This is a genomic window from Shinella daejeonensis, assembly GCF_024281235.1.
GTDB classification, from domain to species: domain Bacteria; phylum Pseudomonadota; class Alphaproteobacteria; order Rhizobiales; family Rhizobiaceae; genus Shinella; species Shinella daejeonensis.
Genome location: NZ_JAHWXY010000004.1, coordinates 39,512 through 54,581 on the forward strand (window position 1 = coordinate 39,512; position 15,070 = coordinate 54,581).

Consider the following 15,070-nt stretch of genomic DNA (forward strand, 5'->3'; position numbering starts at 1 on the left):
TATGGCTACCATTAAAGTCGACAAGTCCAATTTCCAGGCCGAAGTGCTGAATTCCGCCGAACCGGTGGTCGTCGATTTCTGGGCGGAATGGTGCGGACCGTGCAAGATGATCGCACCGGCGCTGGAAGAGATTTCGGCCGAAATGGCAGGCAAGGTGAAGATCGCCAAGCTCAATATCGATGAGAACCCGGAACTCGCCGCCCAGTTCGGCGTGCGATCCATTCCGACGCTCGCCGTGTTCAAGGGCGGTGAAGTCGCCGACATCAAGGTGGGCGCCGCGCCCAAGACGGCGCTTTCCTCCTGGATTTCCGGCGCCGCCTGATCGGGCCGCGCCCCGTCCGTTACCCTCGAAGCCCGGCCTTGCGCCGGGCTTTTTCGTTTCAGAGCGGCGGTGTGCCATTGTCGGCGAGAACGTCGCCGACCAGATAGAGCGAGCCGCCGATGAGAATGCGGGGCGGGCGCGGATTGTCGGCCGTGAGGCGGCCGATCTCGACCAGCGCCTCGCCGACCGTTTCGCGTGCGCCGGCCGCAAGACCCGCCTCAATCGCGTCGCTGGCAAGCGCAACCGGATCGATCCCCGCATCGGAACCGTGGATCGGCACCGTGAAGACGCGCTCGGCAATATCACGGAACGGTTCGAAATAGCCGACCGGCTCCTTGGTGTTGATCATGCCGGTGATGAGGAACAGCGGCCGGGGATCCCGCTCCTCGAAGGTCACCATCGTTTCCGCAATGACCCGGCCGGCGCCCGGATTGTGGCCGCCGTCGACCCAGATCTCGCTTCCCGCCGGCGCGAGCCGGACGAGCGCGCCTTCGGTCAGCCGTTGCAGGCGGCCCGGCCATTCGACGCCGGCAATGCCGGTTTCCAGCGCCCGTTCGGACACGGAAAGGCCCGCCGCCTTGATGGCGCGGATCGCCGCTGCGGCATTGCCATACTGATGGCGGCCGGGCAGCCGCGGCAACGGCAGATCCATCAGCCCGAACTCGTCCTGATAGACGAGGCGGCCGAATTCCTCATGCGCCTGGAAATCCTGACCGTAGACGGCATAGGGGCAGCCGGTCCGCTCGGCGGTGGCGACAAGCACCTGCCGCGCGGCGTCCTCCGGCTGATAGCCGATGATCACCGGCACGCCGCGTTTCATGATTCCCGCCTTCTCCGCCGCGATCAGTTCCACCCGGTCGCCGAGATAGGCCTGATGATCGAGCGACACCGGCATGACGATGCAGGCCGCCGGACGCGGCATGACGTTCGTCGCGTCGAAACGGCCGCCAAGTCCGACCTCGACGATCGCCACATCGGCCGGCTGTTCGGAAAACAGCAGGAAGGTGACGGCGGTGAGAAGTTCGAAAACGGTGATCTTGCGCCCGTCATTGGCCGCCGCCACGCGCCGCACGGCGTCGGCGAGCATCCCGTCCTCGACGAAACGGCCACGGCCGCCGGAAACCCCCAGCCGATAGCGCTCATGCCAGTTGACGAGATGCGGCGAGGTATGGACGTGGACGGCAAGCCCCTCCGCCTCCAGAATGGCGCGGCAGAAGGCCGTCACGGACCCCTTGCCGTTGGTTCCGGCGACATGAATGACCGGCGGCAGCCTCAGATGCGGATCGCCGAGCGCGAACAACAGCCGCGTGATGCGATCGAGCGACAGGTCGAAACCCTTGGGATGGAGGGCGAGAAGCTTCTCGATCTCCTGCGCTGCCTCGCCGGCGCCCGTCCTGATCATCTCCGCGCCGCCCGCTTTCAGGCCGGTACGGCGCCGTTGGCGGCGATCGCCTTCAGCTCTTGCGCGGCCGGCTGCTTTTGCAGGATCCTGAGAAGGCGGGCCAGCGTATCGGGGATGTCGTGCCGCCGGACGACCATATCGATCATTCCGTGCTCGAGCAGGTATTCCGACGTCTGGAAACCCTCGGGAAGCTTTTCGCGGATCGTCTGTTCGATGACGCGCTTGCCGGCGAAGCAGATTTCCGCCCCCGGCTCCGCCATATGGATATCGCCAAGCATCGCGTAGGAAGCGGTGACGCCGCCGGTGGTCGGATTGGTGAGGACGACGATATAGGGCAGGCCCGCTTCCTTCAGCATTTCCACGGCGACGGTGGTGCGCGGAAGCTGCATCAGCGACAGGATGCCCTCCTGCATGCGCGCGCCGCCCGAGGCCGGGAACATGACGAGCGGGCATTTTTCGGCAATGGCGCGCTCGAAAGCCTTGACGATCGCCTCGCCGGCGGCAAGGCCGAGGGAACCGCCCATGAAGCTGAATTCATGCACGACCGCGACGAGCTTGACGCCACGCACCTGGCCGACGCCGGCCAGGATGGTGTCTTCCATTTCCGTCTTGGCGCGGTTGTCGCGCAAACGATCGATGTATTTCTTGGAATCGCGGAACTTCAGCGGATCCTGCGCCACTTTCGGCTGCGGCAACGCTTCGTAGACGCCGTCATCGAACAGGTCCCTGAGGCGCGCCCTGGCCGGCATCTTCATGTGGTAGCCGGAAGCCGGGATAACCCACTTGTTCTCCTCCAGATCGCGATGGAAGACCATCTCGCCGGTCTCGGGGCATTTGATCCAGAGATTTTCGGGAACGTCCCGATTGGGGCGGCCGAGCATGGAATTGATCTTCGGCCGAACGTAATTGGTGATCCAGTTCACGGTTTAAACTCCCGACTTGTCGGTTCCCATGTGGGCATTTCATTCCGCCGCCGCAAGGCGCGCGGCGCGCACGCCGGAGGCGAGGCTCATCACGAGCGTCTCCACGCCGGCGACGGTGGCCGCACTCGCCTGGCCGTCGGCCGTGAGGCTCGAGGCGATCTGGTTGACGATGGCCGTTCCGACGACGACGCCGTCCGCCGAAGCGCCGATGGCGCGCGCGTGCTCGGCCGTCTTGACGCCGAAGCCGACGCAGACCGGCAGCTTCGTATGCGCCTTGATGCGCCCCACCGCCTCCGAGATCAGCGACGGATCGGGCAGCGCCGAACCGGTGATGCCGTTCATCGAGACGTAGTAGACGAAGCCGGAGGTGTTTTCGAGAACCACCGGAAGACGCTTTTCGTTGGTGGTCGGCGTGGCGAGGCGGATGAAGCTGACGCCCTTGCGCACGGCCGGGATGCAGAGTTCATCGTCCATTTCCGGCGGCAGATCGACCACGATAAGGCCATCGATACCGGCATCGAGCGCCTCGTCGAGGAAACGCTCCACGCCATAGATATAGATCGGGTTGTAATAGCCCATGAGAACGATCGGCGTGCGATCGTCGCCCTTGCGGAAATCCCGGGCCATCTGCAACGTCCGGGCGAGCGTCTGGCCGCCCTTCAATGCGCGCTGGCCGGCCGCCTGGATCGCAGGCCCGTCGGCCATCGGATCGGAAAAGGGCATGCCGAGCTCGATGATATCCGCGCCCGCCTTGGCGAGCGTCGTCATGATTTCCAGCGAGCTGGCGTAATCGGGATCGCCGGCCATGAAATAGGTGACGAGCGCCGGCCGGCCTTCCGTCGCCAGTTCCGCAAAGCGTTTGTCCATGCGTGCGGTCATCTCAAAGCTCCATTCCCAGGATCCGGCCGACAGTGAAAATGTCCTTGTCGCCGCGTCCGGACAGGTTCATCACGATGATCTGATCCTTGCCCATCTTCGGCGCGCGCTTGATGACTTCGGCAATCGCGTGGCTCGGCTCGAGCGCCGGAATGATGCCTTCGAGCCGGGTCAGAAGCTGGAAGGCCTCCAGTGCCTCGGTATCCATGATCGGCACATATTCGACCCGGCCGGTGTCGTGCAGCCAGGCATGTTCCGGGCCGATGCCGGGATAGTCGAGACCGGCCGAGATCGAATGGCCTTCCTTGATCTGCCCGTCGCCGTCCTGGAGAAGATAGGTGCGGTTGCCATGCAAAACGCCCGGCGATCCGGCCGTCAGCGAAGCACAATGCTCCTCGCCGTCCAGCCCCTTGCCGCCCGCCTCCACGCCGACGATCTTCACGTCCTTGTCGTCGAGGAAGGGATGGAAGATGCCGATGGCGTTGGAACCGCCGCCCACCGCCGCGACCACGAGGTCCGGCAGGCGGCCTTCGGCGGCAAGAATCTGTTCCCGGGCCTCCACGCCGATCACCGACTGGAAATCACGGACGAGTTCCGGATAGGGATGCGGGCCGGCGGCCGTGCCGATCAGGTAATAGGTGCTGTCGACATTGGTGACCCAGTCGCGCAGCGCCTCGTTCATGGCGTCCTTCAGGGTGCCGTTGCCGGCCGAAACCGGGCGAACCTCGGCGCCGAGCAGCTTCATGCGGAAGACGTTCGGCGCCTGGCGCTCGACATCCGTCGCCCCCATGTAGACGATGCAGGGAAAACCGAAACGGGCGGCGACGGTGGCGGAGGCCACGCCATGCTGGCCGGCGCCGGTCTCCGCGATGATGCGGGTCTTGCCCATGCGCCTGGCAAGCAGGATCTGGCCGATACAGTTGTTGATCTTGTGCGAGCCGGTGTGGTTCAGTTCCTCGCGCTTGAAGTAGATTTTCGCGCCGCCGAGATGCTGCGTCAGCCGTTCGGCATAATAAAGCGGACTCGGACGGCCGATATAATGCGCGCCGAGTTCCTTCAGCTCCGCCTGGAAGGCCGGATCGGTCTTCGCCCGGTTCCATTCTTCTTGCAGGTCGAGGATCAGCGGCATCAGGGTTTCGGCGACGAAACGGCCGCCGAAAATGCCGAAACGGCCTTCCTCATCGGGGCCTTCGCGAAACGAATTCAGGTGTGGCGACTGGTTCACTTGACCCTCCCTGCGGCGGCGATCCGGGTTTCCGCCTTGCGCACCGCTTCAAAAAACGCTTCCATCATCGCGCGGTCCTTGACGCCCGGAGCGCTTTCGACGCCCGAACTGACGTCGATCCCCGGCGCAGCGGTAAGCTCGATCGCCGTGGCGACATTGTCCTTGTTCAAGCCTCCCGAAAGCATGTAATCCACGCCGCCGTCAAGCAGATGCATGAGCGTCCAGTCGAAGGAGACGCCGTTGCCGCCGGGAAGATCGGAGCCTGCCGGCGGCTTGGCGTCGAACAGGAAACGGTCGGCGATACCGATGTAAGGCTCGATCTTTTTCAGATCGTCCGCCTCACGGACGGAAAAGGCCTTCATCACCGGCAGGCCGTAGACCGCCTTCACCGTCAGCACGCGATCGGGGCTCTCCCCGCCGTGAAGCTGGAGAATATCCGGCCGCAGCATCGCGACGATCTCGTCGAGATCGTCATTGTCGGCATTAACCGTCACCGCCACGATCTTCGCCCGTCCGCGGATACGATCGGCCAGCCGCCCGGCATCGGACGGATCGATATTGCGCGGACTTTTGGCGAAGAAGATGAAACCGGCATGGCTGGCGCCCAGCGCCACCGCCCTGTCGACGGCTTCTTCTGTCTTCAGGCCGCAGATTTTTATGTCGAGTGTCATGGGGAGGGAAGTCGCATGAATTTCCCGAAGAGTCGAGCCGAAAGACGGTGGCGGAGCGGTGCAGGCCCACCCCTTGCGGCCACGTCCGGCAAGCCCGATATGGAGGAAGATCAAAGATCGGAGACCTCCATGCGGCTCATCATCGCCATCGTCCTGCCATTTCTCGCCTTCTTCACCATCGGGCGGCCCTTCGCCGGCATCATTTGCCTGATCCTGCAAATCACGCTGATCGGCTGGCTGCCCGCCGCGATCTGGGCGGTCTATGCGCTTGGCCAGTACAATACCGATCGCAAGATCGATGCCGCGCTCGTCGGGCGCGATCGGTGATATCCGCCGGCAAATCGCGGCGTCCCTCCTTCTTCAGTCGAAATCGATGGCGTGAAGCAGGCTGCCGTTGCGCCTGAGCCAGCGCTTCGCCTCTTCCATGTCGGGGCAGAGAGACGCGCAAAGCGCCCAGAAGGCCGGGCCGTGGTTCATTTCCCTCAGATGCGCCACTTCATGGGCGGCGAGATAGTCGATCACCATGGGCGGAGCCATGGCGATGCGCCAGGAAAAACTGAGCGCTCCTTCCGCCGAGCAGGATCCCCAGCGGCTGCGCGTATCGCGCAGCGTCAGCGATTTCGCACGGCAGCCGATGCGTCCGGCATGGACGGCGACGAGCCGCTCCAGCTCCAGCCGCGCCTCCTTCTTGAGAAAATCGGCGATGCGACGCGGCAGGCTCTCCACCATGCCGCCGACGCGAAGCACCGGCTCGCCCTCGATGAGAAGGGCTTCGGCAAGGCCGCGCAGCCGACCCGTCGCCTCGATCCGATGCGAAACGCCGCGGATCATCACATAGCCGCCGTCGACGAGCGAATTGTCCGACCGGAAGCGGGAAAGCCTGGTCATCAGCCAGCCGTGATGGCGTTCCAGGAACGCATCGATCTCCCGTTCCGGGACACGGACCGGCACCGTGAGCCGCAATGCGCGGCCGCCGGGCTCGATGCGCAAGGTGAGGCGGGTGGCGCGCGGATCGCGCCGCACGGTCAGCGGCAGGCGGCGGCCATTTACCTCGATCTCCCGCGCTTCGGGCGCAGGCGGCGTCTTCAGGGCCTTGCGGGGGGTCCGGAGCGAAGAGAACATGGTGTCCTTCATAGCCGATTCGGCCGCGGCTGAAACACCGCAATGAAAAACCGGCGCTTGCGGCGCCGGCCGGCTTGCCGACAGGTCATTTCCGGATGGCGGGCCTGCCCGATACGTCGTTCGCCGGAAGCCGGAACCCCCTTCCCGATGGAAAGAGGGGTCCGGTAGGGTCCCTTCAGGTGGCCGGGAAACCCGGTTCGTCATCCGGGGTAGCGGAACGACGTTCGCGCATGAAGCGGTCGAACTCCTCCCGGTCCCTGGCGCGACGCAACTCATGGACATAGGCGTCGAACTCGGCGCGCATCCCGTCGAGCTTGCGACGCTCCTCGTCGAGCCGCGAAAGCTCGGCGTCACGCCATTCATCGAAGGCGACATTGCCGGTGGCGGCGCGGAAAGACGGACGGCCGCGCCCGGCGCATTTGCCGCGCCAGGAGGCAAACAGACCGTCGACGCTCTCGTTGGCGTCCTTCTTGAAGGTTTTCAGGCGATCACCGAAGATGATGTAGGCGAGCATGGCGAGGCCGAGGGGCCAGAACACCACGAAACCCAGCACCATCAGGGCGATAGTCGCAGGCGTCCAGTCCGGACGGATCAGGGCTGACTGGTTCATGTGCTTTCATCCTCACGATCGGCGGAGGACCTCATGACCTCCGGTCCTATCGATGTGGGCAGCACAGCCCGGCGGTTCAAGAAAACGCGCCGCAAAATCGGTCAAGTACCTGAAAGCGGCCCGGAAATTCAGGCCGCTCCCCCGGCTTTCCTGCGGGCTACGCCGCGCGCGCGCGGCGCAGATGCGGCCCGGCGCGGATGATCCGCGATGAAAGCCCGGATACGCGGCGCGATCTCGCGGCGGAAGCGCGAACCGTTGAACACGCCGTAATGGCCGACGTCCGGCTGGACGTAATGCATGCGCATGGCGTCGGGAATGGCGGTGCAGATCGTCTGCGCCGCTTCCGTCTGGCCGACGCCGGAGATATCGTCGTTCTCGCCCTCGACGGTCAGCAGCGCCACCCGGCGGATCGCCGCCGTATCGACGGGACGGCCGCGATGCTCCATCTCGCCTTTGGGCAGCGCGTGGCGCATGAAGACGGTTTCGACCGTCTGGAGATAGAATTCCGCCGTCAGATCCATGACCGCCAGGTATTCGTCGTAGAAATCGCGATGCTTCTCGGCCGCGTCGCCGTCGTTCTTCACCAGATGGGCGAAAAAATCGTTGTGGGCGATGACGTGTCGATCCAGATTCATCGACATGAAGCCGGAAAGCTGGAGGAAGCCCGGATAGACCGGCCGCATGAAGCCCGGCTGCGGCCAGGGCACCGGCATGATGACATTGTCGCGGAACCAGTCGAGCGGCTTTTCCTTGGCCAGCGTGTTGACGGCCGTCGGATTGATGCGCGTGTCGATCGGACCGCCCATCAGCGTCATCGTGGCGGGGGCGAGCGGGTCCCTGTCCGCCTCCATCAACGCCACGGCGGCCAGCACCGGCACCGCGGGCTGGCAGACCGCGATGACATGGACATCGGGACCGAGGGCATGCAGCATCTCGATGACATAGTCGATATAATCGTCAAGATCGAAGTGTCCCTGCGCTAGCGGCACCATGCGCGCGTCGACCCAATCGGTGATATGGACCTCCGCATGGGGCAGCATCGCCTCGACCGTGCCGCGCAGCAGCGTGGCGTAATGGCCCGACATGGGGGCGACGATCAGCACCCTGGGATCGGCCTTCCGGTTTGCCGGAAGAGCCCTCTCGAAACGGACGAGATTACAGAAGGGCCGCTGCCAGACCGTCGTTTCGTGAACGGCCACGACGCCGCCGTCCACCTCGGTCTGCGTGAGACCGAAAGCGGGCTTGCCGTAGCGCCGGGTGGTGCGCTCGAACAATTCGAAGCCCGCCGCCGCGACGCGATTGAGACAGCTTTCGGCAAAGGGATTGAACGGATTGCGCGCGGCAATCCGCATCTGGTCCGCAGCGGCGCGCCAGGGCGCCATCATCGCATGATTGAGTTCGTAGAGTTGATAATACATGGCGCGTGCTAACCCCGTTCTGGACGCGGGACGAGGGTCCGCCCTCCACGCCGGCGCATTGCTGCTTTCGCAAGAGCGAAAAACTAGTCTTTTTTTGTTGCAGGACAACATAGCTGCGGATGATTTTTTGTCTTCCGTCCATTCTAGGACCGAAGACCTTTAACAAAGAGGGCATGAGAGCGTCTTTTTCCTCAGCGGCTGCTTCTGCGGCGCAACTGGTCGAAATAGACGATCACGATGATCAGCAGCCCGGTGACGATGCGCTGCCAGAAGGAGTTGACGTTGAGAAGATTGGCCCCGTTGTTGATGGTCGCCAGGATGAAGGCGCCGAGCAACGGGCCGTGGACGGAGCCGACGGCGCCGAACAGGCTAGTGCCGCCGATGACGGAGGAGGCGATGGCCTGAAGCTCCCAGCCTTCCGCCTGGGTGGCGTTGCCGATGCCGATGCGGGAGGCGAGCAGCAGGCCGACGAAGGCGGCGCAGGTCGAGGACAGGATATAGGCGAGATAGAGCGTGCGGGTGACATTGACGCCGGACAGGCGCGCCGCCTCGCTGTTCGAGCCGACAGCGAAGAGATAGCGGCCCCAGCGCGAGAGGTGCAGGAAGACAAAGGCGGGGATCGCCACCAGCACGACCATCCAGAACAGGCTCGGGATGCCGAGGAAATCGGCGCGCGAGAAATCGGTGAAACCCTCGTGGTTGATCGAGATGGTGGAGCCGTTGGTGAGAAGCAGGCCGATGCCCCGCAGCGAGGTCAGCGTCGCCAGCGTGATGATGAAGGGCGGCAACCCCATGCGCACGATGCCGAAACCGTGGAACGCGCCGATGGCGACGCCGATCAGCAGCGTCAGCACGATGGACGCCCAGAGCGGCACGCCGGCTTGCAGGAGCCAGGCGACGATGACGCTGGTGAAGCCCACCACCGCGCCGACGGAGAGGTCGATGCCGGCCGTGATGATGACGAAGGTCTGGCCGACCGCCAGGATCGCCGTCATCGATCCCTGCCGCAACAGGTTGCTGATATTGTTCGGAGTCCAGAAACTGTTGGTCGCAAGCCCCAGCAGCAGCCAGAGGAACAGCAGGAGACCGAGGAGGGTCAGGCCGAACAGGATGTTCATGCCCCTTTTCGGTGCCGGTGCCGTTTCAGTCGTCTCCACGCTCATGCTTCCTCTCCCATGATGTCTTGGCGTCTTCCGGCGTGCGCCGTTCAGATACCGATCGCCTCGGTCAGAACGTCCTCGTGCGATGCGCCCCGGAACGGATGGCTGGCGACCAGCCGCCCGTCGCGGAAAACGTGCAGCCGGTCGGACAGTTCATAGACCTCCGGCAGGTAGGACGAGATCAGGATGATGCCTGCGCCGTTCTTCAGCAATTGCCCGAACAGGCGGTAGATTTCCGCCTTGGTGCCGACGTCCACGCCGACGGTAGGCTCGTCGAAGACGAAAAGACGCGCGCCGTGGCTCAGCCATTTTCCAATGACGATCTTCTGCTGGTTGCCGCCGGACATGGCGGAGGCCAGCACCCGGCGCGACGGCGTCTTGATGCGCAGGTCGCGGATCTGCCGGTCGGCATTCGCCGCTTCCTCCGACCGGCGGATCACGATCCCGGAACTCAGCCGCCTGAACACCGGCAGATTGATATTGAGCCCGATGGGCAGGTTCAGGCACAAGCCCTGGTCGCGGCGGCTTTCCGGCGCAAGCGCGATGCCGAGATCCATCGCCGCCCGTTCGCTGCCGATCGTCACCTTGCTGCCGTCCCAGTAGATCTCGCCGCCCGACAGCGGCTGACGGCCGTAGAGACCGAGGGCGAATTCGCTGCGTCCCGCCCCGATCAATCCGTAGAGGCCGACGATCTCGCCCGCGCGCACGCTAAGCGACACGTCCTCGAAGCCGGGGCCGGACAGGCCCCGCGTCTCCAGGATGACATCGCCGAGCGGAACCTTCTCCTTGTGATAGATCTGCTCGATCGACCGATTGATCATCAGCGCGACCAGTTCGGCCTCGCTGGTCTCGCCGATCAGGCGGGTGCCGACATGGGCGCCGTCGCGCAGCACCGAGACGCGGTCGGCGAGCTCGAACACTTCCTCCATGCGATGACTGATATAGACGATGGTGACGCCCTGTTCGCGAAGGCGGCGGATCAGCCGGAACAGTTCCGCCGATTCCTGCCGCGTGAGATAGGCGGTCGGCTCATCGAAGATCAGGAAACGGATGCCGCGCATGGCCGCGCGGGCGGTCGCCACCAGCTGCTGCTGGCCGATGGTCAGGCGGCCGAGCGATATGCGGGCGGGAATGTGAAAACCGAGATCGTCGAGCACGGCCTGGGCGGCGCGTTCCATCGCGCCCTGCCGCATCAGGCCGTTGCGGCTCATCTCGTCGCCCAGAAACATGTTGGCGGCCACGCTCAGATGCGGGCAGAGGACGACTTCCTGATGCACCGCGTTGATGCCACGCGAAATCGCCTCCGTCGGCGTCGCCAGCTGGACCGGCCGGCCGCACCACAGGACTTCGCCGGCCGTGCGGCGGATGACGCCGGTCAGAAGCTTGATCAGGGTGGATTTGCCCGCCCCGTTTTCGCCGACGATCGCATGGATCTCGCCGGACAGGAACGTGACGTCCGCCGGTTTCAGCGCCTCTACGAGACCGTATTTCTTCTGGAGCCCGCGCAATTCGAGAATGGGCGCGCCGCGCGGCACGCTATCCGGCTCCGCCATCCTCGCTTCGTCATCGTGCCGGTGGCTCAGTTCCTCAAAGCTGCTCATCGCATGCTCCCGCCTGATGGCCCGGATACCACCCCGCCCGGATCCGGGCGGGGTGGTTGGAATGGTTCGACGGCGCCGGTCAATCGACCTTCGGATTGAGCAGCGCGTCGATCTTCGGGTCCGCCATGTTTTCCTGCGTCACCAGGTTCGCACCGGTATCGACGAACGCTTCGACCTTCTCGCCTTTCGAGACGGCCAGCGCCGTCTTGATGCCGTCATATCCCATGCGATAGGGATCCTGCACCACGAGGCCGGCCAGCACGCCTTCCTTCAGGAAGCCGACCGTCTTGTCGTCGCTGTCGAAGCCGATGACCCGGATCTTGTCGCCGAGCTTGTTTTCGGCGATCGCCTGTCCAACGCCCTGCGCCATGATGAGATTGGAAGCGAAGACACCGACGAGGTCGGGGTTGGCGGTGATCAGGTCGGTCATGATATTGAGGCCGGTGGTGGCCTGACCGTCGGCATATTTGTCGGCGATGACCTTCAGCCCCGGATATTTGGTGGCGACCTGATCGAGGAAACCTTCGCGGCGCTGGTCGAGCGAGCCGACGCCCGGCAGGCTGGTGATGATGGCGATCTCGCCTTCCTCCTTGCCGGTCGTCGCCTTTATGGCGGCGGCGAGACCGTCCGCGGCAATGCGGCCGCCCTCGACGTTGTCGGTGGTCAGGAACGATGTGAAGGCCTTGGAATCGGCCGACGAGTCGATACCGATGACCGGAACGGACTGCGCTGCCTCGTCGACGGGCTTGCCGAGCGCCTTGAATTCGGTGGGCGAGATCACCACCGCCGCCGGGCTGCCGGCGACCGCGTTTTCCAGAATGCTGATCTGGCCGTTGATGTCGGCCTCGGACTGCGCGCCGAGTTCCGGCACGTTGACGCCGAGATCCTTGCCCGCCTGACGGGCGCCGGCAAGCACGATCTGCCAATAGAAGGACGTGGTGTCCTTGACGATGATCGGAATGGTGACGTCCTGCGCGAAGGACGCGACGGGACTGGCGGTGGCGAGGGCTGCGGCGCCCGCAAGCGCCACGAAGGCGCGACGGGACATAAGCGATCTTGCAATGCTCATCTGGGTTCTCCTCTTCCTGTGCCTCCCGTTGCTTGTCCGGATCGCGTCGCGGGAAGCGGCAACGCGATCTTTGACGGGCGGGCAAGCCGGCGGGGGCGTATTTTCCAAGCCACCCGCAGCCTTCCCGTTCCAGTCCATGACCGCGCATCCTCCCAAACGGCGGCCGCCGGGCGCTCAGGCCCGGAAAATCTCATGCGGATGCACGACTCCCTTTTTCAGGATGATATTGCCGTAAAGGCGGAACTCGGTCGTCGCCACGATGCAGGCCGCCTTGCGCGCCATTTCGTAGAAGGCGAAACGCTCCACCGAATGAACCTTGAAGTCGCCGGCAAGACGATGGACCGCCTGCTGGAAGGCGACGCAGACCTCCGGTTCGGCGCCGGGGTCGCCAACCACTTCCATACGCCAGGCCGCCTCGGCCACGAAGGTGTCGAGCGGCATATGGGCAAGGATCGCCTCGGTCATCGATACCGCATCGACGCCGTCGGCGCGCACCACCTTCGGCCCGAGAAAGGCCGCCGGGAAATTGGCGTCGACGATGACGATATCGTCACCATGGCCCATGCTCCTGATCGCATGAAGAAGGTCCGGGCCGAGAAGCGGATGAATACCTTTCAACATGATCGGGCAGGTCCTTTTCCTGATAGACTATTCCCGCACGGCCTCGCGTCCGAGCGGCGGCGCGACGAGCGTGTGGGGTTCGAAGGCCCCGTAGACGTTCTGCGGCAGGGGTCGGCGGGCAAGTTCCATGTTGCGGCGCAGACTTTCCGGCCGGGCGGTGCCGAGAAGCACGGAGGCGACTGCCGGATTGGCCAGCGGAAACTGTATCGCCGGCGCGGCAAGCGGCAGGTCCCGCGCCCCGGCGAGCGCCATCATCGCCTCGACCTTGCCCGCGACTTCCGGGGTCGCCGGCCTATAGTCGAAATGCGCGCCCGCCGCCGGGCCCGTGGCGAGGATGCCGGAATTGAAGACGCCGCCCACCACCAGAGAGGTGCCCTTCTTCTCGCAGAGCGGCAGCAGTTCGGCCTCCGCCGAACGGTCGAGCAGCGTATAGCGGCCGGCAAGCAGGATGCAGTCGAGATCGGCTTCCCGCATCACCTCAAGGCAGACGGGAACCTCGTTGACGCCAAGGCCGACGGCCCCGATCGTCCCGGAGGATTTGAGTTCCGACAACGCTTTCAGGCCGGAGTCGAAAAGCGCGCGCAGGTGGACTTCGTTGCGGTCCGCGCCATGGGTGTAGACGCCGATATCGTGCACATAAACGATGTCGATCCGGTTCAGGCCGAGCCGGGCATAGCTCATCTCGATCGAGCGCATGATGCCGTCGTAGCTATAGTCGTAGCGTCCGTCGAAGGGCAGCGGATCGACGAAACCGTAATCCGGCATCCTGTCTTCCGGGACGGGAAACAGCAGCCGTCCCACCTTCGTCGACAGGATATAATCGCGACGGCCGCGCAGGAAATCGCCGGTGTAGCGCTCCGCCAGACCAAGGCCATACCAGGGCGCGGTGTCGAAATAGCGCAGGCCCTCGTCCCAGGCCGCCTCCAGTGTCGCCATGGCGGCGTCGCGCGGACAGGGGCGGTAAAGCCCGCCCAGGGGCGCCGTCCCGAAACCGTATTCCGTCACGGCGACGCCGGTCCTGCCGATCGTCCTCGTCTTCATGGCTCCTCCCGGCCGGCGTTCCTCAGCGCCGGCATTTGTCTTTTATCGACAATAGACAGTTCGTCGTCAACGGGTAATATTCATCGGAAACGAGACGGGGGACCCGCGACAGCCATGGCCAGGCAGAATACCGTCTTCAAGGACGCGTTCAACCGCTGCGTGAAAATGCTGGAGGAATGGCGCAGCCTGCCCTCGGAAATGGAACTGGGCGTGACGCTCGGCGTCAGCCGCACCACGGTGCGCGCCATTCTCTCGCGTCTCGAAGCCGTCGGGCTGCTGGCCTGGGAGAAACGGCGCAAGATCGTGCTGCGCAAGCCCGTGGCCAGCGACTATTTCCCGGCCGAGGAAACGGACCCGCTTTCCGAAATCATCGAACGCAGCTTCATGCGGCGGATCCTTGCCGGCGGCGCGGAGCCGGGCATGCAGATCAACGAACTGGAGCTTGCCCGCGAGGTTGGCGCCGGCACGACGAGCGTGCGCGAATTCCTCATTCGTTTCAGCCGCTTCGGCCTGATCGAGAAGCGCCCGAACAGCCACTGGATCCTGAAGGGTTTCACCCGCGACTTCGCGCTGGAACTGACCGAGGTACGGGAAATGTTCGAACTACGCTCGGCCGCCGCCTTCGCCCATCTTCCCGACGACCATCCGGCCTGGCCGGAGCTTGACGCCATCGAGGCGCGGCATCACGCGATCCTCAGGGATATCGAACGGCGCTATCTGGAATTCTCCGAACTCGACGAACGCTTCCACCTGCTCGTCCATAAGGCGTCCCGCAACCGCTTCATCGTCGATTTCTACGACGTCATCGCCCTCGTCTTCCATTATCACTACCAATGGAACAAGGCGAATGCGCGCGCCCGCAACACGCTCGCGCTCAAGGAGCATCTGGTCTATATCGCGGCGCTGCGCTCGCGCGATCCCGCCGCAATCGAGGAAGCCTGCCGCCATCATCTGCGTTCGGCGCGGGAAACGCTGCTGCAATCCATCCCTTAAGACCAGAGAGCGGAAC

At 64.4% G+C, this 15,070-nt stretch carries 16 protein-coding genes; 3 read left to right on the top strand and 13 right to left on the bottom strand.

From position 1 onward, the window contains the following. The first annotated feature begins 1 nt into the window (after position 1). A complete protein-coding gene (gene trxA, locus KYK29_RS12895; RefSeq protein WP_254691311.1) occupies positions 2-322 on the top strand; it encodes a thioredoxin in 321 nt (106 codons plus the stop codon). 58 nt (positions 323-380) lie between these two features. Here trxA and KYK29_RS12900 read toward each other — a convergent pair whose 3' ends face one another. Genes KYK29_RS12900 through KYK29_RS12920 form a run of 5 tightly spaced genes read right to left on the bottom strand, consistent with a single transcriptional unit; the run spans position 381 to position 5,419 of the window. Next, positions 381-1,724, bottom strand: coding sequence for a bifunctional folylpolyglutamate synthase/dihydrofolate synthase (locus tag KYK29_RS12900; protein WP_254691312.1), 1,344 nt, complete (start codon positions 1,722-1,724; stop codon positions 381-383). A gap of 17 nt (positions 1,725-1,741) precedes the next feature. After that, the gene (accD, locus tag KYK29_RS12905; protein WP_254691313.1) at positions 1,742-2,647 is read right to left on the bottom strand and encodes an acetyl-CoA carboxylase, carboxyltransferase subunit beta; all 906 of its coding nucleotides are present in this window, start codon (positions 2,645-2,647) and stop codon (positions 1,742-1,744) included. 39 nt (positions 2,648-2,686) lie between these two features. Further along, positions 2,687-3,526, bottom strand: a complete 840-nt coding sequence (trpA, locus tag KYK29_RS12910; protein WP_254691314.1) for a tryptophan synthase subunit alpha — start codon at positions 3,524-3,526, stop codon at positions 2,687-2,689. Position 3,527: 1 nt separating this feature from the next. Beyond that, positions 3,528-4,748 carry a tryptophan synthase subunit beta gene (gene trpB, locus KYK29_RS12915; RefSeq protein WP_254691315.1) on the bottom strand — a complete coding sequence of 407 codons (1,221 nt, stop codon included), beginning with the start codon at positions 4,746-4,748 and terminating at the stop codon, positions 3,528-3,530. Then, complete coding sequence (locus KYK29_RS12920; protein WP_254691316.1) at positions 4,745-5,419, bottom strand: phosphoribosylanthranilate isomerase; 675 nt, start codon at positions 5,417-5,419, stop codon at positions 4,745-4,747. Before KYK29_RS12920 ends, trpB begins: the two co-directional genes overlap by 4 nt. Before the next feature lie 129 nt (positions 5,420-5,548). Here KYK29_RS12920 and KYK29_RS12925 point away from each other — a divergent pair, with 129 nt between their 5' ends. After that, positions 5,549-5,746: a YqaE/Pmp3 family membrane protein gene (locus KYK29_RS12925; RefSeq protein WP_254691317.1), complete on the top strand. Its 198-nt coding sequence runs from the start codon at positions 5,549-5,551 to the stop codon at positions 5,744-5,746. A 33-nt stretch (positions 5,747-5,779) separates the two neighbouring features. Here KYK29_RS12925 and KYK29_RS12930 read toward each other — a convergent pair whose 3' ends face one another. From KYK29_RS12930 to KYK29_RS12965, 8 genes are all read right to left on the bottom strand, one after another. After that, entirely contained in the window at positions 5,780-6,541 is a 762-nt protein-coding gene (locus tag KYK29_RS12930) for a M48 family metallopeptidase (RefSeq protein WP_254691318.1), read from the bottom strand. 175 nt (positions 6,542-6,716) lie between these two features. Next, positions 6,717-7,151: a DUF2852 domain-containing protein gene (locus KYK29_RS12935; RefSeq protein ID WP_254691319.1), complete on the bottom strand. Its 435-nt coding sequence runs from the start codon at positions 7,149-7,151 to the stop codon at positions 6,717-6,719. Between the two features lie 128 nt (positions 7,152-7,279). Next, positions 7,280-8,569: a polyhydroxyalkanoate depolymerase gene (locus KYK29_RS12940; protein WP_254691320.1), complete on the bottom strand. Its 1,290-nt coding sequence runs from the start codon at positions 8,567-8,569 to the stop codon at positions 7,280-7,282. A 191-nt stretch (positions 8,570-8,760) separates the two neighbouring features. Next, on the bottom strand, positions 8,761-9,732 hold the full coding sequence (locus tag KYK29_RS12945) for an ABC transporter permease (protein ID WP_254691321.1): 972 nt from the start codon (positions 9,730-9,732) through the stop codon (positions 8,761-8,763). 44 nt (positions 9,733-9,776) lie between these two features. Further along, positions 9,777-11,330, bottom strand: a complete 1,554-nt coding sequence (locus KYK29_RS12950) for a sugar ABC transporter ATP-binding protein (protein ID WP_254691322.1) — start codon at positions 11,328-11,330, stop codon at positions 9,777-9,779. A gap of 79 nt (positions 11,331-11,409) precedes the next feature. After that, positions 11,410-12,399 carry an ABC transporter substrate-binding protein gene (locus tag KYK29_RS12955; RefSeq protein WP_254691323.1) on the bottom strand — a complete coding sequence of 330 codons (990 nt, stop codon included), beginning with the start codon at positions 12,397-12,399 and terminating at the stop codon, positions 11,410-11,412. A 174-nt stretch (positions 12,400-12,573) separates the two neighbouring features. Then, complete coding sequence (locus tag KYK29_RS12960) at positions 12,574-13,020, bottom strand: RbsD/FucU family protein (RefSeq protein WP_254691324.1); 447 nt, start codon at positions 13,018-13,020, stop codon at positions 12,574-12,576. Positions 13,021-13,047: 27 nt separating this feature from the next. Beyond that, entirely contained in the window at positions 13,048-14,061 is a 1,014-nt protein-coding gene (locus KYK29_RS12965) for an aldo/keto reductase (RefSeq protein WP_254691325.1), read from the bottom strand. A gap of 114 nt (positions 14,062-14,175) precedes the next feature. Between KYK29_RS12965 and KYK29_RS12970 the strand changes: the two genes are divergently transcribed. Continuing rightward, positions 14,176-15,054, top strand: a complete 879-nt coding sequence (locus KYK29_RS12970; RefSeq protein ID WP_254691326.1) for a GntR family transcriptional regulator — start codon at positions 14,176-14,178, stop codon at positions 15,052-15,054. Positions 15,055-15,070: the final 16 nt, after the last annotated feature.

Excerpts from the sequence above, each read along its gene's own strand:
- KYK29_RS12925 (WP_254691317.1), top strand. The coding sequence starts at position 5,549 with ATGCGGCTCATCATCGCCATCGTCCTGCCATTTCTCGCCTTCTTCACC.
- KYK29_RS12920 (WP_254691316.1), bottom strand. The coding sequence starts at position 5,419 with ATGACACTCGACATAAAAATCTGCGGCCTGAAGACAGAAGAAGCCGTC.
- trxA (WP_254691311.1), top strand. The coding sequence starts at position 2 with ATGGCTACCATTAAAGTCGACAAGTCCAATTTCCAGGCCGAAGTGCTG.
- trpA (WP_254691314.1), bottom strand. The coding sequence starts at position 3,526 with ATGACCGCACGCATGGACAAACGCTTTGCGGAACTGGCGACGGAAGGC.
- KYK29_RS12955 (WP_254691323.1), bottom strand. The coding sequence starts at position 12,399 with ATGAGCATTGCAAGATCGCTTATGTCCCGTCGCGCCTTCGTGGCGCTT.
- KYK29_RS12950 (WP_254691322.1), bottom strand. The coding sequence starts at position 11,330 with ATGAGCAGCTTTGAGGAACTGAGCCACCGGCACGATGACGAAGCGAGG.
- KYK29_RS12930 (WP_254691318.1), bottom strand. The coding sequence starts at position 6,541 with ATGTTCTCTTCGCTCCGGACCCCCCGCAAGGCCCTGAAGACGCCGCCT.
- KYK29_RS12945 (WP_254691321.1), bottom strand. The coding sequence starts at position 9,732 with ATGAGCGTGGAGACGACTGAAACGGCACCGGCACCGAAAAGGGGCATG.
- KYK29_RS12935 (WP_254691319.1), bottom strand. The coding sequence starts at position 7,151 with ATGAACCAGTCAGCCCTGATCCGTCCGGACTGGACGCCTGCGACTATC.
- KYK29_RS12960 (WP_254691324.1), bottom strand. The coding sequence starts at position 13,020 with ATGTTGAAAGGTATTCATCCGCTTCTCGGCCCGGACCTTCTTCATGCG.
- KYK29_RS12970 (WP_254691326.1), top strand. The coding sequence starts at position 14,176 with ATGGCCAGGCAGAATACCGTCTTCAAGGACGCGTTCAACCGCTGCGTG.
- KYK29_RS12900 (WP_254691312.1), bottom strand. The coding sequence starts at position 1,724 with ATGATCAGGACGGGCGCCGGCGAGGCAGCGCAGGAGATCGAGAAGCTT.
- KYK29_RS12940 (WP_254691320.1), bottom strand. The coding sequence starts at position 8,569 with ATGTATTATCAACTCTACGAACTCAATCATGCGATGATGGCGCCCTGG.
- KYK29_RS12965 (WP_254691325.1), bottom strand. The coding sequence starts at position 14,061 with ATGAAGACGAGGACGATCGGCAGGACCGGCGTCGCCGTGACGGAATAC.